13 protein-coding genes are annotated in these 20,508 nt (G+C 69.9%); 7 read left to right on the top strand and 6 right to left on the bottom strand.

The features are described 5' to 3' along the window. Positions 1-113: 113 nt before the first annotated feature. Positions 114-914, bottom strand: coding sequence for a crotonase/enoyl-CoA hydratase family protein (locus tag OHT51_RS39645; protein ID WP_328883742.1), 801 nt, complete (start codon positions 912-914; stop codon positions 114-116). A 178-nt stretch (positions 915-1,092) separates the two neighbouring features. Between OHT51_RS39645 and OHT51_RS39640 the strand changes: the two genes are divergently transcribed. Continuing rightward, entirely contained in the window at positions 1,093-2,721 is a 1,629-nt protein-coding gene (locus OHT51_RS39640) for an acyl-CoA synthetase (RefSeq protein ID WP_328883741.1), read from the top strand. A 167-nt stretch (positions 2,722-2,888) separates the two neighbouring features. Further along, positions 2,889-4,595, top strand: a complete 1,707-nt coding sequence (locus OHT51_RS39635) for a sulfatase (RefSeq protein ID WP_328883740.1) — start codon at positions 2,889-2,891, stop codon at positions 4,593-4,595. 22 nt (positions 4,596-4,617) lie between these two features. Here OHT51_RS39635 and OHT51_RS39630 read toward each other — a convergent pair whose 3' ends face one another. Further along, entirely contained in the window at positions 4,618-5,580 is a 963-nt protein-coding gene (locus tag OHT51_RS39630) for an ion transporter (protein ID WP_328883739.1), read from the bottom strand. Positions 5,581-5,671: 91 nt separating this feature from the next. Then, on the bottom strand, positions 5,672-6,535 hold the full coding sequence (locus tag OHT51_RS39625; RefSeq protein ID WP_328884583.1) for an alpha/beta fold hydrolase: 864 nt from the start codon (positions 6,533-6,535) through the stop codon (positions 5,672-5,674). Between the two features lie 166 nt (positions 6,536-6,701). On the opposite strand from OHT51_RS39625, the gene paaK reads away from it, so the two are divergent. After that, a complete protein-coding gene (gene paaK / locus OHT51_RS39620) occupies positions 6,702-7,997 on the top strand; it encodes a phenylacetate--CoA ligase PaaK (RefSeq protein WP_328883738.1) in 1,296 nt (431 codons plus the stop codon). 27 nt (positions 7,998-8,024) lie between these two features. On the opposite strand, the gene OHT51_RS39615 is transcribed toward paaK, so the two are convergent. Next, complete coding sequence (locus tag OHT51_RS39615; RefSeq protein WP_328883737.1) at positions 8,025-9,524, bottom strand: acyl-CoA synthetase; 1,500 nt, start codon at positions 9,522-9,524, stop codon at positions 8,025-8,027. A gap of 119 nt (positions 9,525-9,643) precedes the next feature. Between OHT51_RS39615 and OHT51_RS39610 the strand changes: the two genes are divergently transcribed. The 4 genes from OHT51_RS39610 to OHT51_RS39595 all read left to right on the top strand — a co-directional run bounded on the left by OHT51_RS39610 (position 9,644) and on the right by OHT51_RS39595 (position 17,811). Next, positions 9,644-12,079 carry a penicillin acylase family protein gene (locus OHT51_RS39610; protein ID WP_328883736.1) on the top strand — a complete coding sequence of 812 codons (2,436 nt, stop codon included), beginning with the start codon at positions 9,644-9,646 and terminating at the stop codon, positions 12,077-12,079. A 368-nt stretch (positions 12,080-12,447) separates the two neighbouring features. After that, positions 12,448-13,722: a cytochrome P450 gene (locus OHT51_RS39605; protein ID WP_328883735.1), complete on the top strand. Its 1,275-nt coding sequence runs from the start codon at positions 12,448-12,450 to the stop codon at positions 13,720-13,722. Continuing rightward, positions 13,697-14,713 (top strand): (-)-alpha-amorphene synthase, encoded by a 1,017-nt coding sequence (locus OHT51_RS39600; protein ID WP_328883734.1) that lies wholly within the window; start codon positions 13,697-13,699, stop codon positions 14,711-14,713. The genes OHT51_RS39605 and OHT51_RS39600 overlap by 26 nt, the downstream gene beginning before the upstream one ends. Positions 14,714-14,901: 188 nt before the next feature. Beyond that, positions 14,902-17,811 (top strand): ATP-binding protein, encoded by a 2,910-nt coding sequence (locus OHT51_RS39595; protein WP_328883733.1) that lies wholly within the window; start codon positions 14,902-14,904, stop codon positions 17,809-17,811. Between the two features lie 2 nt (positions 17,812-17,813). Here OHT51_RS39595 and OHT51_RS39590 read toward each other — a convergent pair whose 3' ends face one another. Continuing rightward, complete coding sequence (locus OHT51_RS39590; protein ID WP_328884582.1) at positions 17,814-19,364, bottom strand: acyl-CoA synthetase; 1,551 nt, start codon at positions 19,362-19,364, stop codon at positions 17,814-17,816. 23 nt (positions 19,365-19,387) lie between these two features. Beyond that, positions 19,388-20,497, bottom strand: coding sequence for an NAD(P)H-dependent flavin oxidoreductase (locus OHT51_RS39585; protein WP_328883732.1), 1,110 nt, complete (start codon positions 20,495-20,497; stop codon positions 19,388-19,390). Between the last annotated feature and the right edge of the window lie 11 nt (positions 20,498-20,508).

Here is a 20,508-nt window from a genome sequence, read left to right as displayed (position 1 = left end):
GGCGAGTCGCGCCCCGAAGGGGCGCGGGGCTGTGACATGTGCGGCTCCGCCGCGTGGGCGCGACCAGCCACGGACGGCACGCAGCTTGTGAACCGGCCCTGGCCGGCGCAGCGCTACTCGCGCTTGTAGACGGGTGGCCGCTTCTCCGCGAAGGCGCGGGCGCCCTCCTTGGCGTCCGCTGTGTCGAAGACCGGCCAGCCGCGCTTGAGTTCGGCGGCGAGACCGTCGGACTCGGTCATGTCGGCCGTCTCGTAGACCGACGCCTTGACGGCCTCGACGGCCAGCGGGCCGCAGGCGTTGATCTGTTCGGCGATCTCCAGGGCCTTGGCGAGTGCCGTGCTGTCGGGGACGACGTGCCCGATCAGGCCGATGCCGGCGGCCTCGCGGGCGCTGTACGGGCGGCCGGTGAGCAGCATCTCCAGGGCGTGGGTGCGCGGGATCTGGCGTGGCAGGCGGACCGTGGAGCCGCCGATCGGGAACAGACCGCGCTTCACCTCGAACAGTCCGAACGTGGCCGACTCGCCCGCGACCCGGATGTCCGTGCCCTGGAGCATCTCGGTGCCGCCCGCCACGCAGTACCCCTCGACCGCCGCGATCACCGGCTTGCGCGGCCGGTGGTGGCGGAGCATCGCCTTCCAGTGCAGGTCGGGATCGGCTTTGAGCCGGTCGCGGTACTGCTCGCCCGCCATGCCGTTCCCGGCCAGGGCCTTGAGATCCATGCCCGCGCAGAAAGTGCCGCCGGCTCCCGTGAACACGATCGAGCGGATCGAGTCGTCCGCGTCGGCCTCGGCCCAGCCGTCGTGGAGGCCGACCAGCATCGGCAGCGAGAGCGCGTTCTTCGCCTCGGGCCTGTTGAGCGTGAGCACCAGTGTGGCGCCCTCGCGCCGCACGGCGAGGTGTTCCGTCCCAGCCATGACCAGTCTCCCCTCTGAAAGAACGAGAACAGGTTGCAGTAGGCGCGGAGGCACTTCAAGGGTTTTCTGACAGACAGTCAGATTCTTTTGCGCAGAGGCTTCACAGTTGTGCCGCCCTTTGCTCTGATGACCGGCGAACCGTTGGAGAGCCAGGCCGTGGCCGAGGTCAGGAGGAGCGGTGGAGTACAACATTGCCGACCTGTTCGAGTCGGTCGTCGACGCGGTACCAGGCCGCGAGGCGCTCGTGTACATCGACCACCCGGGCACGGGCCTGGAGCGCCGGCTGACCTACGCGCAGCTGGACGCGGCTGCCAACCGGATCGCGCACCATCTGATCGACAGCGGGATCCGCCCCGGCGAACACCTCGGGCTTCACCTCTACAACGGCATCGAGTATCTGCAGACGGTGTTGGGCTGCCTGAAGGCGCGGATCGTTCCGGTCAACGTCAACTACCGCTATGTCGAAGAGGAGTTGGTGTACCTCTACCGGGACGCCGATCTGGTGGCCCTGGTCTTCGAGGCGGAGTTCACGGACCGGGTGGCGGCGGCACTGCCGCGCGTGGACGGGCTACGGCATCTGGTGCGAGTGGGCAGCGTGAGCCCGGCTGCCGCCAAGGCGCGGGTCGTGCCCGCCGTGTCCTTCACGGACGCCGAGGCCGCCGGGTCGCCGGAGCGCGGGTTCCCGGCGCGGTCGGGAGACGACCAGTTCATCATCTACACCGGCGGCACCACCGGGATGCCCAAGGGCGTGATGTGGCGCCAGGAGGATCTGTTCTTCTCAGGCCTGGGCGGGGGCGCGCCGACCGGCGAGCCGGTGAAGAAGCCGGAGGAAGTCGCCCAGCGCGTGGCGGCCGGCGGCGACGGGATCACCTTCTTCCCGACCGCCCCGCTGATGCACGGGACGTCCACGCTGACCGCCTTCATCGGCTTCAACTTCGGCCAGCGCATCGTGATCCACCGCAAGTTCGTCCCGGAGGAGGTTCTGCGGACGATCGAGCAGGAGAAGGTCACGAGCGTGTCGCTGGTCGGCGACGCGATGCTGCGGCCGCTGGTCGACGCACTGAACGGGCCGATGAAGGGCACGGACTGCTCGTCGATGTTCAGCGTGTCGTCGTCCGGGGCGATCATGTCGGACACGGTGCGCCGGCAGTTCCAGGAGCTGGTCCCGAACGTGATGCTGCTGAACAACTTCGGCTCCTCGGAATCCGGCTTCAACGGTACGGCGACCGAGGACTCCGGCCCCGCGCGCGGCTTCCGCATCCGGGTCAACTCCCGTACGCAGGTGGTCGATCCGGCGACCCACGAGCCGGTGGCCGTGGGCGAGGTGGGCCGGGTCGCGCAGTGCGGTCACGTGCCGCTCGGCTACTACAACGACCCGGGGAAGACCGCCGAGACCTTCTTCGAGAAGGACGGCGAGCGGTGGGTGCTGCTCGGCGACATGGCCACGGTCGACGCGGAGGGCGTCGTCACGGTGCTCGGCCGCGGCTCGCAGTGCATCAACACCGGGGGCGAGAAGGTGTACCCGGAGGAGGTCGAGCAGGCGCTCAAGTCCCACCCCGACGTGTACGACGCCCTGGTGGCCGGGGTGGCGGACCCGAGGTGGGGGCACCACGTGGCGGCCGTCGTGCAGTTGCGGGCGGGGGCGGTACAGCCGTCGCTGGCGGACATCCAGACGCACTGCCGCTCCCACCTCGCGGGTTACAAGATCCCCCGTCAGCTGGTGATCGCGGACTCCATCCGGCGCTCGCCCAGCGGCAAGGCGGACTACCGGTGGGCGCGCGAGGTGGCGGCGGCAGCGGACGGATGAATTCCGGGCAGGTCCGATTGAACCTAAGGTGACGTGCGGACGTACTCGTGGTGGCAGGCTCGTTCATCGGGCGCTGTTTGCCATGCCATCGCAAGACCGCACGGGAGGACCTCCGGGTGTCGCAGGAGGCAACAGAGGAAGTAACACGAGAGTCGGAGGACTCGGCCGTGGCCGAGCCCGCCGAGGCGAGCAGCCCCGCAGAGCCGCCCGACTCCTCCTCCCCCGGCTGGTTCGGCTGGCGCCGCCGCTACCCCCGTACGGCACGCGGCGTCACCGTGGGTACGACCGTTCTCGCCGGGGCGCTGCTGCTGTTCGCGCTCCTGGTGCCGAACCGCCTCGAACGGCTCGGCCCCGAGGCGTTCTTCCGGCTCCCTGCGGAAGGGATCCTGCTGGCGGGGCTGCTGCTGGCGCTTCCGCCCCGGTCACGGCGGCTGATTGCGGTGGTCTCGGGGGCGCTGCTCGGGCTGCTCACCGTCCTGAAGTTCGTCGACATGGGCTTCTACCAGGTACTGGCCCGCCCCTTCGACCTGGTCCTGGACTGGATCCTGCTCGACGACGCGGCGGAGTTCGTCCGGGAGTCCTTCGGCCGGACCGGGCAGGTGCTGGCGGTGGTCGGCGTGCTCGTCCTGATCGTCGCCGTGCTGGTCCTCATGACGCTCGCCATGGTGCGGGTGACGAACCTCATGGTCGGCAACCGTGCCGTCGCCGCCCGCACGACGCTGATCCTCGGTACCGCGTGGATCACCTGCATGACGCTGGGCATCCAGGTCACCGGCGTGCCGCTCGCCACCAAGGGTAACGCCGAGTTCCTCAACAACCGGGTCGAGCAGGTGCGCGCGGGCCTCAGGGACGGGCGGGTCTTCCAGAAGCAGGCGGCCGTGGACGCCTTCGCGAAGACGCCGCCGGACCAGCTGCTCACGGGGTTGCGCGGCAAGGACGTCCTGTTCACGTTCATCGAGAGCTACGGCCGTGTCGCGATCGACGATCCGGCGATGGCGCCGCAGATCGACGCCGTGCTCAAGGAGGGCACGACGTCGCTCAAGGCGGCGGGATTCCAGTCGCGCAGCGCCTGGCTGAAGTCCCCGGTGACGGGTGCGGGCAGCTGGCTGGCCCACTCCACCTTCCTGTCCGGCCTGTGGATCAAGAACCAGCAGCGGTACCGGAGTCTGACGACCAGCGACCGCGCGACGCTCGGCAGCTACTTCCGCAAGACCGGCGCCTGGCGCACGGTCGGAGTCGTGCCCGGTGTGCGTCGGGCGTGGCCCGAGGGCAAGTTCTTCGCCCTCGACCACATCTACGACTCCGAGCACCTCGGCTACCAGGGCCCGTACTTCAGCTGGACGCCCGTGCCCGACCAGTTCAGCCTGGAGGCCTTCCAGCGACTGGAGCACGGCAAGAAGGACCGCGAGCCGATCATGGCGGAGATCATCCTCGCCTCCAGCCACAACCCCTGGTCCCCCATCGCCCGCATGATCGACTGGGACGACCTCGGCGACGGCTCGGTGTTCCACGGGATCAAGAAGGAGGGCACGGACCCCAAGGAGGTCTGGAAGGACCCCGAGCGCGTCCGCACCGAGTACCGCCGCGCCATCGAGTACTCGATCCACAGCCTCACCGAATGGGTCGAGCGCTACGGCACCGACGACACGGTCCTCGTCTTCCTCGGCGACCACCAGCCCGTGCCGACCGTCACCGCCGGCAGCACCAGCAAGGACGTCCCGGTCACGATCGTCGCCCGCGACCCGAAGGTCCTCGACAAGATCGCCAACTGGAACTGGACGGACGGCCTCAAGCCCGCGCAGAACGCTCCGACATGGGGCATGGACAAGTTCCGGGACCGCTTCATGACGGCGTACGGGCCGCACGCGAAGTAAGGACGACTCGGGTCGGATCGGGTCATGCCGAGCGTCGGGGCGCACTGCCCTCCGCCCCTCGGGGACGGCGCACGGCATGGCCGCGAAGGTTCGCTTCGAGGTCGTCGAGGGCGCGTCGGGCGACGGCGATGCGGGCCCGGATCTCCTGGTCGCGTCCACCGAGTCCCGCCTGATCGGTCCCGGGCCGGCCCGTCTCGTGCGTGACAGGGCCCCTGTGGCGCTGTTCCCGTTCCTCCTCCAGCTCGCGGGCCTCCTCCAGGGAGCTGATGACGACGCCGATGAGGACGTTGACCAGCACGAAGGACGCGATCAGGACGTAGGAGGCGTAGTAGAGGACGCTCCAGGGTGATATCTCCAAGCCTGCGTGCACCGCTTCGCCGAGGCCGTCGAGCGTCATCAGCAGGAAGAGGGTGAGGACGGCGCGGCCGATCGAGCCGTACTGCTCGGGGTCCTGGAGGCCGTAGAACACCCAGCCCACCATGGCGTAGACGTACAGCAACAGCGCGCCCACCAGCAGAAAGCTGACCGTACCGGGCAGGCTGCGGGCGACCGCGACCATGACGATGCGCAGTTGGGGCAGAAAGCGGGCGGTGCGCAGGACGCGGGCGAGTCGCAGCAGCCGCAGGACGGTGGTGTTCTCGCGGACGAGCGGCACGAACGCGCAGACGACGACGGCCAGGTCGAACAGGTTCCACGGGTCGCGGAGGAAGTCCCGGGGCCGGTCGGCGTGTGCGCAGGCACGCAGCGCGATCTCGGCGGTGAAGGCGGCGAGGCAGGCGGGTTCGGCGTAGCTCAGCCAGTGGTGCCAGTCGCCGACCAGACCGCGATACGTCTCCGCGCCCAGCAGTGCCGCGTTGGCCAGGATCACGCCGAGCACGGTGAGGGCGAACCAGCGGGCCTCCGTGACGGCGCGGGCCCATTCCGCCAGCACCAGGCGGGCGGGTCGGGGTGCGTGGGGTGTGCGGTTGTGAAGGTGGTCGGTCATCGTGCTGAATCTGCTCCGGCGGGCGGCCTGGTATGCCCGCCCTGTGCCTCCGGGTCGGCGACCGGGTCCGAACCGTCGGCGCCGGCCGAACTCAGCCTGCTCGCGGGTGCGGAGGCCCCGCCTTCTCCAGGAAGGCGACGACACACCGTACGAACCACTCCGCGTCGTCCAGCCACGGGTAGTGCCCGGCACCGGGCTGCACGACGCACTCGGCGTTCGGAAAGACGTCGGCGGTGCGGCGCGCGAGGTCCGGACTCGGGCCGCCGTCCAACGCCCCGGCGAGGACGAGGACCGGGGCGGTGAGTCGGGCGAGCCGGGAGATGGTCGTGGGCGGGTCGTAGGCCCCGTCGGAACCGTAGATGTCGGCGGCCTCGTCGTTGGACTCGTGATCGCCGCGCGCGTCGTGCTCCTTGGCCACGTCGTCCCAGCGACCGTAGAAGAAGGGCGCGAACACGGGGTCGAAGTCGCCCGTCCCCGCCAGCCATGCCTCGAACGCCGGGAACGCCTCCGCGAACCACGGCTCGCCCTGCCTCGACCGGGCGGCGACCAGCCGTTCCTCGGCAGCGGCCGGCATCCCCAGCGCCCACGGCGTGGCGGTCACCAGCGCCAGCCGCGCCACGCGCTCCGGATGGCGGGCGGCGTACAGCATGGCCAGGCTCCCGCCCGCCGAGTGCCCGAGCACATTCATATGGTCCAGCCCCATGTGGGCGCGCAACGTCTCGACGTCGTCCACCAAGTGGTCGCAGCGGTAGGTGGCCGGATCCACCGGCACCGCGGAGTGCCCTGTGCCCCGCAGGTCGAGCAGGACCAGCTGCCGATGCGCGGCCAGTCCACCCAGGTCGCCCAGATAGGCGGAGGCCCGCATCGGCCCGCCGGGCAGCACGACGAGCGGTTCGCCTTCTCCTCGCAGGTGGTAGGCGATCTCGGTTCCGTCGGCGGAGGTGAAGGTCGGCATGGCTCTGATCTTGGTCATCGGCTGCCTTCACGGCAACAGGCCCGACGCGCAGAAAGTGCGGCCCGCCCCCTTGCCTGATCAATCCACGCCTGGATTACTGATCTCGAACACCCGGACCGAATGATCGGTCGCCCGAATTGGCGCGGTTGGCGAGGGAGAAGTCCCCATGGCGGATGCGACGGAGCTGCAGGACTCGGGGGAACGGCTCGCGCCGGAGGAGTTGCGGGCGTTGCAGCTGGAGCGGTTGCGGACCTCGCTGCGGCACGCGTACGACAACGTGCCCTTCTACCGGGACGCCTTCGACAAGGCGGGCCTACGGCCCGACGACTGCCGTTCGCTCGCCGATCTCGCGCACTTCCCGTTCACGACCAAGGCCGACCTGCGCGAGAACTACCCGTACGGGATGTTCGCCGTGCCGCAGGAGCAGATCCGCCGCATCCACGCCTCCAGCGGCACGACCGGCCGGCCCACGGTTGTCGGTTACACGGGCGGCGACCTTTCCGTGTGGGCCGACATGGTGGCCCGGTCCATCCGGGCGGCGGGCGGCCGGCCCGGGGACAAGGTGCATGTGGCGTACGGCTATGGGCTGTTCACCGGCGGGCTCGGCGCACACTACGGTGCCGAACGGCTGGGCTGTACGGTCATCCCCGCGTCCGGCGGCATGACCGCCCGCCAGGTCCAGCTGATCCAGGACCTCAAGCCCGAGATCATCATGGTGACGCCGTCGTACATGCTCACCCTCCTCGACGAGTTCGAACGGCAGGGCGTCGACCCGCGCGGGACCTCCCTGCGGGTGGGCATCTTCGGGGCCGAACCCTGGACCGAGCAGATGCGTCGCGAGATCGAGGAGCGGTTCGCGATCGACGCCGTGGACATATACGGGCTGTCGGAGGTCATGGGGCCCGGAGTCGCGCAGGAGTGCGTGGAGACCAAGGACGGGCTGCATGTGTGGGAGGACCACTTCTACCCCGAGATCGTCGACCCGATCACGGGTGAGGTGCTGCCCGACGGGGAGGAGGGCGAGCTGGTGTTCACCTCCCTCACCAAGGAGGCCATGCCCGTCATCCGGTACCGCACCCGGGACTTGACGCGGCTGCTGCCGGGGACCGCCCGGGTGTTCCGGCGGATGGAGAAGATCACCGGGCGCAGCGACGACATGGTCATCCTGCGCGGGGTCAATCTCTTCCCCACCCAGATCGAGGAGATCGTGCTCCGGACGCCGGGGGTGGCACCTCACTTCCAGCTGCGGCTCACCCGTGAGGGCCGGCTCGACGCCCTGACCGTTCGGGCGGAAGCCCGCCCCGACGCGTCCCCCGAGACCCGGGACGCCGCCGCACGGGCCATCGCGGCCGCCGTGAAGGACGGCATCGGGGTGTCGGTCGCCGTGGAGATCGTCGAACCGGAGTCGCTGGAACGCTCCGTGGGCAAGATCCGGCGCATCCAGGACCTGCGTCCCCGCTAGGCTCCGACGGGATCGGTCCCGGCGAGGTCAGTCTTCGGCGAACCGGTCCCGCAGCTCCCGCTTGAGGATCTTCCCGCTGGCGTTGCGCGGCAGTCCGTCCACGAACACCACCCTCTTCGGCGCCTTGAAGTGGGCGAGCTTCTCGCGCGCGTGGTCGATCAGTTCGGTGTCGCTCACCTCGCCGCGCGGGACGACGACCGCCGTGACGGCCTCGATCCACCGCTCGTCGGGCAGGCCGATCACGGCGACCTCGGCGACGCCCTCGTGGGTGTACAGGGCGTCCTCGACCTCACGTGAAGCGACCAGTACGCCACCGGAGTTGATGACGTCCTTCACCCGGTCGACGATCGTGAAGTACCCGTGCGCGTCGCGCACCGCGAGGTCCCCGGAGCGGAACCATCCGTCCCGGAATGCCTCCGCGGTCTCCTCGGGCTTGTCCCAGTAGCCCTCGCACAACTGCGGGGAGCGGTAGACGATCTCGCCGGAGGTGCCGTCGGGCACGTCCGCGCCGTTTTCGTCGACCACCCGGGCGTCCACGAAGAGGACGGTTCGGCCGCAGGAGTCCATCCGGCCCTTGTGCTCATCGGGGGCCAGCACCGTGGCCAGCGGGCCGATCTCGCTCTGCCCGAAGCAGTTGTAGAAGGCCAGCTTCGGCCATCGTTCACGCAGCCGCTCCAGGACCGGCACGGGCATGATCGAGGCGCCGTAGTACGCCTTGCGCAGTCCGTCGAGGTCGCGGGTCGCGAAGTCGGGACGGCCCGCGAGACCGATCCACACCGTGGGCGGGGCGAACAGGCTGTCGGCGCGGCCGTCCTCGATCAGGTCGAAGAGCCGGTCGCCGTCGGGCGACTCCAGAATGATGTTGGTGGCACCGACCGCCAGGTACGGCATGAGGAACACGTGCATCTGCGCCGAGTGGTACAGCGGCAGCGAGTGGACGGGACGGTCGCCGGGGCTCAGGTCGAGGGCGGTGATCGCGCTCAGGTACTCGTGGACCAGGGCGCGGTGGGTCATCATCGCGCCCTTCGGGAGGGCCGTCGTACCCGAGGTGTAGAGCAGCTGGACCAGGTCCTCGCTGCGCGGCTCCGGGCCGACGTGGACGGCCGCCGTGGCCTGCCGTGCCAGCAGTGAGTCGTCGGCGTCGCGCAGCGGCATGGTACGGACGCCGTCGGGAAGCCGTCCGGCCAGGCCGGGGTCGGCGAGGACCAGGGAGCTGCCGGACTGACGGACGATGTAGGCGAGATCGTCGCCGGTGAGGTTCTGGTTGACGGGGACGTGCACGAGGCCGGCGCGGGCGCACGCCAGGAAGGCGATCAGATACGCGCTCGAGTTGTGGCCGTAGGCGGCCACCCGGTCGCCGGGGGTGAGGTCCTGGTCGAGCAGGACGCTCGCCGCGCGGGAGACGGCTTCGTCGAGTTCCTGGTACGTCCACGCACGCTCGCGGTCCTCGACCGCGACGCGGGCCGGGGTGCGTCGGGCGCTGCGGCGCAGCACTCCGTCAACCGTGCTGCCGTGTCCTGGCGTCATGACACATGATCCTCGGTGCGTCGAAGGGACGGGTCAAGAAGGATGCCCGACACTGACCGGGCACACATACCCGTTGGTACGCTCAACGGCTCCTTCCCTCAATGACGTTGGGAGGCACCATGCGCAACCGCCCCAGACGGCTCGTCGTCGCGGCCGTCGCCCTGCTCGCCACCGTGGCCGGGCTGCCCGCGGCCGCGTCCGACCGGCAGGACCCGCAGGATCGGCACAACCGGCACGAACAGCTCTCGCACGGCGGTCTGTCCGCCCAAATCCGCTATACCGAGTACGGCATTCCGCACATAGTCGCCAAGGACTACAGGTCCATGGGCTTCGGCACCGGTTGGGCGCAGGCCGCCGATCAGGTGTGCACGCTCGCCGACGGGTTCGTGACCGTGCGCGGCGAGCGTTCGCGCTTCTTCGGCCCGGACGCGGCGACCGACTTTTCACTGTCCTCGGCCACCACGAACCTCTCCAGCGACCTGTACTTCCGTGGCGTACGTCAGGCCCGCACGGTGGAGAAGCTGCTCGCCGAACCCGCGCCGCGCGGCCCGAGCCGGCAGGTCAAGGACCTCATGCGCGGCTTCGCCGCCGGGTACAACACCTGGCTGAAGCAGAACAGGATCACCGACCCCGCGTGCAAGGGCGCCGCCTGGGTGCGGCCGATCACCCCGCTGGACGTGGCCGCCCGCTCCTACGCCTTCGCGGTGCTCGGTGGCCAGGGCGGCGCCGTGGACGACATCACCTCGGCCCGGCCGCCTACCGGTCCGGCCGCCCGCCGCAAGGGCATCGGGACGAGCCCGGACGCCGCGGCCCTGATCCGGGCCGTGCGCGAGCGGACCGGCGACGCGGACATGGGGTCGAATGCGGTCGCCTTCCAAGGTGACACCACGGCCAACGGGCGCGGTCTGCTGCTGGGCAACCCGCACTACCCGTGGCACGGTGGACGCCGCTTCTGGCAGGCGCAGCAGACGATTCCGGGCGACCTCGACGTCGCCGGCGGGTCGCTGCTCGGGTCGCCGGCGATCTCCATCGGCTACAACTCCCATGTGGCGTGGAGCCACACCGTCGCGACGGGTGTCCCGTTCAATCTGCACAGGCTGACGCTGGATCCGGCCGACCCCACGGTCTACCTCGTGGACGGCAAGGCCGAGCGGATGAAGAAGCGGACGGTGACCGTAGCGGTCAAGGGCGGTGCGCCTGTGAGCCGCACCCAGTGGTGGACGCGGTACGGCCCGGTGGTCGCGTCCGCCGACGGTGACCTCCCGCTGCCCTGGACGGCGACGACGGCGTACGCGCTCAACGACCCGAACGCGGCCAACATGCGGTTCGCCGACACCTCGCTCGGCTTCAGCAAGGCGCGCAGTACGGCCGACGTGCTGGCGACCCTCGCCCGGCACCAGGGGCTCCCGTGGGTGAACACCATCGCAGCGGACCGCTCGGGGCACTCCCTCTACACCCAGTCGCAGGTACTGCCCCGTATCACCGACGACCTGGCGGCGCGGTGCTCCACGGACCTCGGAAAGGCCACCTACCCGGCCGCGGGGCTCGCGGTCCTCGACGGCTCCCGCGGCGACTGCGCGCTCGGCAGGGACGCCGACGCCGTCCAGGCCGGTATCTTCGGGCCCGCCCGCATGCCGACGCTGAAGGACGCGCCGTACGCGGAGAACTCCAACGACAGCGCCTGGCTGGCCAATGCCGACCGGCCGCTCACCGGCTACGAGCGGGTCTTCGGCACCATCGGCACACAGCGCTCCCTGCGCACCCGCGGTGCGGTCGAGGACGTGGCGGCGATGGCGGAGCGGGGCGGTCTGACCGTCCGGGATCTGGAGCGCCAACAGTTCAGGAACCGGGTGCCGGCAGCCGCCCTGGCCGCGACCGACACGGCGAAGGCGTGTGCCGCGCTGCCGGGCGGTACGGCAACGGGCAGCGACGGCAGGGCGGTTGACGTCGCCGAGGCCTGTCCGGTGCTCGCGGCGTGGGACCGCACCATGGACACCGGCAGCCGGGGTGCCCTGCTCTTCGACCGGTTCTGGCGGAAGCTGACGGCGAAGGTGCCGGCCGCGCAGCGGTGGAAGGTGCCGTTCTCACCGGCGGACCCGGTGCGCACCCCGAACACCCTCAACACCGGGGCTCCCGGTTTCGCCACGGCCCTCGCGGACGCGGTCGCCGAACTGCGGGCGGCGGGCATCGCTCTCGACTCCCGCCTCGGAGAGCACCAGTTCGTCGTACGCAACGGTCAGCGCATCCCCCTTCCGGGCGGCACCGAAGGACTCGGTGTGTGGAACAAGATCGAGCCGGTGTGGAACGCTGCGCAGGGCGGCTACACCGAGGTGACGACCGGCTCCAGCCACATCCAGGCGGTGGGCTGGGACAACAGCCGCTGTCCGGTGGCCCGCACGCTGCTGACGTACTCCCAGTCGTCGAACCCGAACTCGGCCCACTTCCGGGATCAGACGCGGTTGTTCTCGGGTGAGAGGTGGGTGACGGCGCGGTTCTGTGAGAAGGACATCCTGTCGTCGCCTGTCCTGAAGGTTGTCCGCGTGCGCGAACGCTGAGCGACTGTGGTCCCGTCCCGTCTGGGGCGGGACCACATTTGAGTGACGGATGAGCACGGCCGTCGATGCACGATTCACAAACGACCATTTCGCCGAGTGCTTCTTTTGCCTCGCTGTGCTCCTGTGCGCCCCTTTGGAGAAAGGTTTCGGGAAACCGAACACCGCTCGGACTGGGCAGGACTTGTCTCAAGTATCAAGTCCGTTGCACGTTCAGCGATTCCGCGTGCCGCGTCAGGCAGGAGGTATTCATGAGCCGTGTTGTTCCCGCACAGGAGCGAGTATGGCGAACAGGTACTGCTCCAGGCATATTCCCCGTCCTCGGTCACGGTATCCCGTTGTTCCGCCGACCGCTTGCGTTTCTGAATTCTTTGCCCTCGTACGGGGATCTGGTCGAGATAGGGCTGGGCCCCCAGCGTGCCTGGATGGTGTGCCACCCCGAGCTGGTCCACGAGATGCTCAAGGATCCGCACACCTTCGACAAGGGGGGCCCGCTCTACGACAGGCTCGGGAAGCTGATGGGCGACGGCCTCGTCACCTGCCGACAGCCGACACATCGGGAAAAGCGCAGGCTGTTGCAGCCCGCCTTCCGCCCTTCGCACGTCGCCGAGTACACGGACCTGGTGACCGAGGAGGCCGAGGCGGTGTGCCGCGCATGGCCCGACGGTCAGGACATCCCTGTCACCGAGGCGATGATGGCGCTCACGACACGGGTGACCAGCCGTGTCCTCCTCTCCGACTCCCTGGACGACGGGACGACCGCCGAGGTGCGGGACTGTCTCACGGCGGTCGTCCGCGGCCTCTTCGTCCGCACGGTCGTACCGATCGACGCCCTGTTCCGCCTCCCCACCCCCGCCAACCGCCGCTATCGGCGCGCGCTCTCGCGCCTGCACGAGATCATCGACGCGTCGATAGCGGAGCGTCGCCGGGGAGCCGACCACGACGACGTGCTGGGCACGCTGTTGAAGGCCGCGAACGGCGACGGACCGACGGCGGCGATCACCGATCAGGAGGTACACGATCACCTGATCACGCTGCTGCTGACGGGCGTCGAAACCCAGGCGCTCGCCCTGGCCGGCGCCTTCAGTCTGCTGGCCCGCAATCCGGAGGCGGAGCAACGTCTGCACGCCGAGCTCGACTCCCTCCTCGCCGAGGGCCGGCGGCCCCGTGCCGAGGATCTGCCGCACCTCGTCTACACCCGGTGCGTCGTCTCCGAAACGCTGCGCCACTCGTCGCCCGGTTGGCTGTTCACGCGCGTCGCCACCAAGGACACGGAACTCGGCGGACGCCGCCTGCCCAAGGGCGCCACCGTCCTGTACAGCCCCCACCTGCTGCACCACGATCCCTCGTCGTTCCCGGAACCCGAGCGTTTCGATCCCGACCGCTGGTTGCCGGGGCAGCCCAACGCCGAACAACGTCGCGCGATGATGCCGTTCTCCGCGGGCAGCCGCAAATGTCTCGGTGACGAGTTCGCGATGGTGGAGGCCACCCTCGCGCTCGCGACCATCGCCGGCCGCCGGCGCCTGCGTCATCTGCCGGACCGCACCGAACGGAAACAGCGCCCCGGGATCACGATGGGACCGCGTTCACTGGTCATGGTCTGCGAACCCCGAACGGCAGGTGACCACGTTGTCGACAACGCATGAGGAAATCACGCTGGCCGTACCGGACGGAATGCCGGCCTCCAATCTCCGGGACCTGATCGACACCAACCTCCGCATGCCATATCCGTTCCGGCGGAACCCTCATGAAGCCGAGGCCGCGGCCGTGGTCGACACATGGCTGCGGGTATGGGGGCTGACGGACGAACCGGATGTGGCGGTGATGATCGCCAGCACTCGCCCCGCCGAACTCGCGAGCTACACCAGCCCCACCGTGGATTCCGGCGTCCTTCAGATTGTGGCCCAGCAGATCGCCTATCAGTTCGTCTTCGACGACCTCGCCGAGGACCTGGGCCGAAGCTCTCCGGGCAGGCTGCTGCCCATGCTGTGCGAGAGTGTCGCGATTCTGCGGGACGGGCGACCGCCCAGCAGTCGCCTCGGAGCCGCCCTGACCGATCTCCACCGCCAGGTCCGGGAACAGTGCTCACCCGCGCAGGCCGCGCGATGGGCCTGGCAGAGCTGTGAATACGTGCACGGCCTGTTGTACGAAGCCGTGGCCCAGACCCAGCCCCTTGTCCTGCGCACCGGCGACTGCACCTCCATACGGTCGCTGACTGCGGGCGTCGAGCCGTTCTACCCGCTGTACGAGGGCGCCCGAGCGAGCGAACTGAGCGACGCCGAGGTGCATCATCCCGTCGTGCGGCGACTGAGCCGGCTGTCTGCCGACGTGGCGGTGTGGACGGCCGACCTGTTCTCCGCGGTGAAAGAGCAGCACTCGGGCGAAATGATCAACCTTGCCCTCGCCCACCAGCGCGAACGACGGTGCTCCCTGCCGGCCGCCGTGCTCCTGACCATCGAGGAGATCAACAGCACGATCGAGCAGTTCGAAAGGCTCCGTGCCGGGATCAAACCGGTGCTGAGCCCCACGGGCATCGGCTATGTGGAGGGCATGATCGGCTGGATCCGCGGGTGCTACGACTGGGCCCGCACCGTGCCTCGCTACGCGGATGTGACGTCGGTGCCCGCCGTGCCGTAATCGACCCTGTCGAGCTCCCGCCGGTACTCCACCCGGGAGACGTCCATCCGAGTCCACTACCCAGCGGGCGGGCGTTCTCCCACCTACCAATTCACGATTCACCCTATGGTGCCCAATTCGTACTGCCACACCTCGGCGAGGCGTACGCTCGGCTCCTCCGAGCCGAACGACAGAAGGCGGTACGGCACATGGCGATGGAGCCTCGGCACCCGATCACGGAACAACGGACGTTGATCGAGCGCCGACGGGAACTTCAAGCCCTCGACGCCGCGTTCAAGGAACTGCGACGCACCACGGACGGTGGGCCGCAAGCCAGGCACAGGGGGCTGCTCGCCTTCAGCGGGCCGGCCGGACTGGGCAAGACAGCACTCATCACGCAGGCACGTGAGCGCGCCCTGGCATCGGGCTTCACCGTGCTGTCGGGCAGGGGCGGGGAGAAGGAACAGGGTTCGGCGTTCCGCGTGGTGCGCCAGCTCGTGCAGCCCGCGCTGGCGAGGATGGACGGAGCAGAACTCCGCTCCTTTCTGGGAAGCTGGTACGACGTCATGGCCGCCGTGCTCGGGCTCGAAGCGAGGGGCCCCGCCCCCGCACCGGATCCGACCGGGGTCCGCGAAGGCCTCGACTGGGTCATGACGTGCCTCACCATCAAGAAGGCACCCGTCGTCCTGCTCCTGGACGACCTGCACTGGGCGGACGTCGAGTCCCTGAGCTGGCTCGATTCCTTCGCGTCACGGGTCGATGACCTCCCTCTGCTGATCGTGGTCGCCTACCGGCCCGACGAACTGCCGTCCGAAGCGGGCGAACTCCGTACGCTCGTCGGACATCACGCCGACCGCCCCCACGACCTCGCATGCCTCACCGCCGACGGCGTGGCACAGATCATCAGGAGCCAAGTCGGTGAGAGAGCCGAGGACGTGTTCTGCAAGGAATGCTGGTCGGCCACCGGGGGGAGCCCCTTCGAGACGGTGGAGCTCGCCATCGGCCTGGCCGAGCGGAAGCTCAGCGGCAGTGAGCACGACCTGCCCGCGATGCGTGAACTGGCCGCCGCGATCAAGGGACCGGGGCTGATCGAGCGTCTGGAAGGCCTCGACACCGCGACCGTCCGCTTCGCGCACTCCGCTGCCGTGCTGGGGTCGCCCTTCTCACCACAGCTCGCAGCGAGCATCGCGGTACTCGGCGACGAGACCGCCGCCGAGGCGACCCAGAAGCTGCGCGCGGCCCGGATCCTCACCGACGGCCACGGCCCCGAGGGCGAGCTCGAGTTCGTCCACCCGCTGATCACCACGACGATCTACCGGTCCATCCGCTCCGGGTTCCGGGCCGGTCTGCACAACGCGGCCGCGGAGGCCGTACTGAACGCGGGATACGGCCCCACCGCCGCAGCCCGGCATCTGCTGGAGGTGCCCTGCGAGGGCAACCCCGAGACGGTGGAATGCCTGCGCAAGGCCGCTCGCGAGTACCTCGGCGCCGGGGCGACCGAGGCCGCCCGGCGTATGCTCACCCGTGCGCTGAAGGAGCCGCCGATCCCGGAGGACCGCGCGGCGGTCCTGCACGAACTCGCGTGCGCCACGTTCCTGATCGAGCCCACGGCCACGGTGCGGCATCTCCGCCAGGCGCTGGCGGAGCCGGACGTCGACCCCGACCTGCGCGCCTCCATCGTCTATCGGCTGACGACGGCGCTCGCCCACACCGATCGGATGGACGAGGCCGCGACCGTGGCCGCCGAGGAGGCCCGGAAGGCCACGAATCCGCGGGTCAAGCTGCGCATGCAGGCCGATCAGTTCGTCTGGAGCACGATGCGCGCCGACGATCCCGACTCACCCGCCCGGTCCCGGAGGCTGGCGCGGCTGGCCGAGCAGCTGCCCGGCCGCAGCCTGGAGGAGCGCTACATCCTGGGACTGCGGGCCTGGGATGCCGTCCTGCGCGGCGAACCGCGCCGGACCGCCCTCACCTACGCGGAGAAGTCCCTGCGCGGCGGCATGAGCTGGACCGATGAGAACCGGGGCTTCGAGGTACCCCTCTCGGTCGCCCTGGTGTTCATGTACGGCGACCAGCCGCGACGGGCCGAGGAGCTGTTCCAGCAGGGGATCACGGAGTGCGTGGGCAAGGGCTGGCACGGCTCCCACCTGGCCTTCGGCCAGAGCATCGCCGCCTACGTCCGGTACCACCGGGGTTGTCTGGCCGAAGCCGAGGACCTGGTCCGGGAAGGCCTGCGCATCGCCGACAAGGTGGACGGCGTCGTGGCCGCCCAGTGGTACGGCGTCAGCGTCCTGATCCAGACGCTGCTGGCCCGTGGACGGATCAGCGAGGCTCGCGTGCTCGCCGACGACCACCACTTCGGTGAGATGGCTCCGAACGCCGTCATCTATCCCGATCCGCGCACCGTGTACGCGGAACTGCTCCTGGCGGAGGGACGGCACGCGGAAGCGGCGGCGCTGCTGTCCGCGGTGGGGGACTGGCTGGACGGACGCGCCTGGCGCAACCCGGCCTGGTGCCCGTGGCAGCTGCGGCTCGCGACCGCGCTCGCCCCCACCGCCCCGGACGAGGCGATCCATCACGCCCAGGACGCCGTCAAGCGTGCCCGGGACTTCGGCGCCTCCTCCACCATCGGGCAGGCGCTGCACACCCTCGCCGAGGTGACCGGCGGGCCGGCCGCACTCGACCTGTACGCGGAGGCGATCGACCACCTGGAGCAGTCTCCCGCCGCGTACGAACTCGCGCGCGCCCAAGTCGGCCACGGCGCCGCGCTGTCCCGCAACGGGCAGCTCCAGGAGGCCGCCGACCGGCTCTACCAGGGTCTGGAAGGCGCCGTCCACTGCCGAGCCGACGGGCTCGCCGCCCGCGCGCGGGAGGAACTCTCGACGGCCGGTCTGCGCCCGCTGCCCCTGCGCTACGTGCAGGCGGACACACTCACCGCGCGGGAGCACCGTACGGCCGAACTGGCCGCCGAGGGACGCCCGGTGACGGTGATCGCCACGGAGATGCACCTGACCGAGCAAGGCGTGCGGCAGTTGCTGTCCAGCGTGTACCGCAAGATCGGCACCGACGCCGCAGGCCTCGCCAGGGCGTTGGAGGCACCGCCTCGTATGCGTCCTTGACGTCACACGGGGCGCGTGCGCCCTTCCCAGTAAGGTTCCCGCAACCGCCGCTTGTACAGCTTCCCGTTGGGATCCCGCGGCATCTCGGCGATGAAGTCCACACTCTTGGGCCGCTTGTACCCGGCGAGTTGGCTGGCACAGTGGTCGAGGATCGCGGCGGCGAGGGCCGGGCCGGGTTCATGGCCGGGAGCCGGTTCGACGACGGCCTTGACCTCCTCGCCCCAGTCGTCGTGCGGGATGCCGAAGGCGGCGGCGTCGGCGACGGCCGGGTGGGCGAGCAGGGCGGACTCGATCTCGGCGGGGTAGATGTTCACCCCGCCGGAGATGATCATGTCGATCTTGCGGTCGCGGAGGAAGAGATAGCCCTCCTCGTCGAGACAGCCGAGGTCGCCCACGGTGAAGAAGTCGCCGATGCGGTTCTTCCGCGTCTTGGCCTCGTCCTTGTGATAGCTGAAGCCGCCGGTGTTCATCTTCAGGTAGACGGTGCCGAGTTCGCCGGGCGCCAGCCGGTTTCCGTCGTCGTCGAAGATCGCGAGTTCGCTGATCGGCCAGGCCTTGCCGACCGTGCCGGGCTTCTTCAGCCAGTCCTCGGTGGTCGCGAAGGCCCCACCGCCCTCGCTGGCGGCGTAGTACTCCTCCACACAGTGGCCCCACCACTCGATCATGGCCCGTTTCACATGGTCGGGGCACGGGGCGGCGCCGTGGATGGCGTGCCGCATGGAGGAGACGTCGTAGCGGCCCCTTACGTCCTCCGGAAGCGCGAGGAGGCGGTGGAACTGGGTCGGGACCATGTGGGTGTGCGTGCACTTGTGGGCGTCGATCAGACGGAGCATCTCCTCCGGTGTCCACTTGTCCATCAGGACCAGCCCGTGCCCGATGTGCAGGGACGCGCCCGCGAACTGGAGGACCGCGGTGTGGTAGAGCGGCGAGCAGACGAGGTGCACGTTGGCGTCGAACGGCTTGATGCCGAAGATGCCGAGGAAGCCGCCCAGGTAGGACTCCTCGGGCGGTTTGCCGGCCAGCGGGCGGCGGATGCCGCGGGGGCGCCCCGTCGTGCCCGAGGTGTAGTTCATGACCCAGCCGAGCTCGCGTTCCGCGGGTGCCGACTCCGGTTGTGCGTCGACGAGTTCGCCGTACGGCCGGAAGCCCTCGACCTCGCCGACGGCGTACCGGTGGGTGGCCGGGAGGCCGGCCTCGTCGGCGGCCTGGCGGGCCGGCTCGGCGAAACGCTCGTGGGCGATGAGCACCTTGGCGCCGGAGTCGGCGACGATCCAGGCGATCTCGGGGCCGACGAGGTGGTGGTTGACGGGGACCAGGTAGAGGCCGGCCTGGGTGGCGGCCAGGTAGGCCGTGAAGAACTCGACACTGTTGGGGAGGACGACCGCGAAGGCGTCGCCGCGTCCGAGGCCGGCCGCGCGCAGGCCGTGCACGAGACGGTTGGCGGCGGCGTGCAGACGTCCGGCGGTCCACTGCTCGCCGTCGGGGGCGACGAGGACCGGGCGGTCGGGATCGGCGGCGGCCTGGGCCCAGAAGCCGACCGGCGGGGTGCTCACGGTGGGGGTGGCGGGGGTGCTCGTCACTGGCCGCTCCTTCCGGCGATGCGGTTGATGCGCTGCACGGCCTGTTCGAAGCCGCGGGTGAGGTCGTCGACGACGGCCTGGACACTGCGTTCGCTGTTCATCCGGCCCACGATCTGGCCGACGGGTGTGCCGAGCAGCGGCTCGACCTCGTACTTCTGGATCCGCGAGACGGCCTCGGCCACGAGGAGTCCCTGCAGGGGCATGGGGAGGGTGCCGGGCCCGTCCGGGTCGTCCCAGGCGTCGGTCCACTCGGTGCGCAGCTGGCGTGCGGGCTTGCCGGTCAGGGCGCGGGAGCGGACGGTGTCGCCGGACCCGGCGGCGAGCAGTTTGCGGGTCAGGCCGGGGGAATGCATGTCGGCCTCTGTGGTGGTCAGCCACATGGAGCCCAGCCACACACCCTGGGCGCCGAGAGCGAATGCCGCCGCTACCTGTTGGCCGCTCCCGATACCTCCGGCCGCCAGTACGGGCAGAGGGTCGACCGCCTCCACCACCTCCGGGGTGAGCACCATGGAGGCGATCTCACCGGTGTGGCCGCCCGCCTCGTAGCCCTGGGCGACGACGATGTCGATGCCGGCCTCGGCGTGTTTGCGGGCGTGCCGGGCGCTGCCCGCGAGTGCGGCGACGAGCACGCCCCGGTCATGGGCGCGTTCCACGACATCCGTGGGCGGTGACCCGAGGGCGTTGGCGAGCAGCTTGATCGGATAGTCGAAGGCGACGTCGAGCTGGTTGCGGGCGACCTGCTCCATCCACCCGGTGATCCGCCAGCCGGACGCCTCCCCCTCGGCCAGTTCGGGCACGCCGTACTTGGCGAGGGTCTCCTGGACGAACTGCCGGTGCCCTTCCGGGATCATCGCCTCGACGTCGGATTCCGTGACACCCTCGACCTTCTTCGCGGGCATGACGACGTCCAGCCCGTAGGGCCTGCCGTCGACATGCGCCTCGACCCAGTCGAGGTCGCGTTTGAGGTCGTCGGGGGCGGTGTAGCGGACCGCGCCGAGCACTCCGAAACCGCCGGCCCGGCTGATGGCCGCGGCGACGGCGGGGAACGGCGTGAAGCCGAAAATGGCGTGCTCGACTCCCAGTTTCTTGCTCAGCTCCGTCTGCATGGGCGCAGAAT

Origin of the sequence: Streptomyces sp. NBC_00299, from assembly GCF_036173045.1 — a bacterium.
In the GTDB taxonomy this organism is placed as follows: domain Bacteria; phylum Actinomycetota; class Actinomycetes; order Streptomycetales; family Streptomycetaceae; genus Streptomyces; species Streptomyces machairae.
This window is presented reverse-complemented; position numbering and strand designations above follow the sequence as displayed.

Coding starts and splice junctions, on each gene's coding strand:
- OHT51_RS39645 (WP_328883742.1), bottom strand. CDS start 914: ATGGCTGGGACGGAACACCTCGCCGTGCGGCGCGAGGGCGCCACACTG.
- OHT51_RS39630 (WP_328883739.1), bottom strand. CDS start 5,580: ATGACCGACCACCTTCACAACCGCACACCCCACGCACCCCGACCCGCC.
- OHT51_RS39625 (WP_328884583.1), bottom strand. CDS start 6,535: ATGCCGACCTTCACCTCCGCCGACGGAACCGAGATCGCCTACCACCTG.
- paaK (WP_328883738.1), top strand. CDS start 6,702: ATGGCGGATGCGACGGAGCTGCAGGACTCGGGGGAACGGCTCGCGCCG.
- OHT51_RS39615 (WP_328883737.1), bottom strand. CDS start 9,524: ATGACGCCAGGACACGGCAGCACGGTTGACGGAGTGCTGCGCCGCAGC.
- OHT51_RS39610 (WP_328883736.1), top strand. CDS start 9,644: ATGCGCAACCGCCCCAGACGGCTCGTCGTCGCGGCCGTCGCCCTGCTC.
- OHT51_RS39595 (WP_328883733.1), top strand. CDS start 14,902: ATGGCGATGGAGCCTCGGCACCCGATCACGGAACAACGGACGTTGATC.
- OHT51_RS39585 (WP_328883732.1), bottom strand. CDS start 20,497: ATGCAGACGGAGCTGAGCAAGAAACTGGGAGTCGAGCACGCCATTTTC.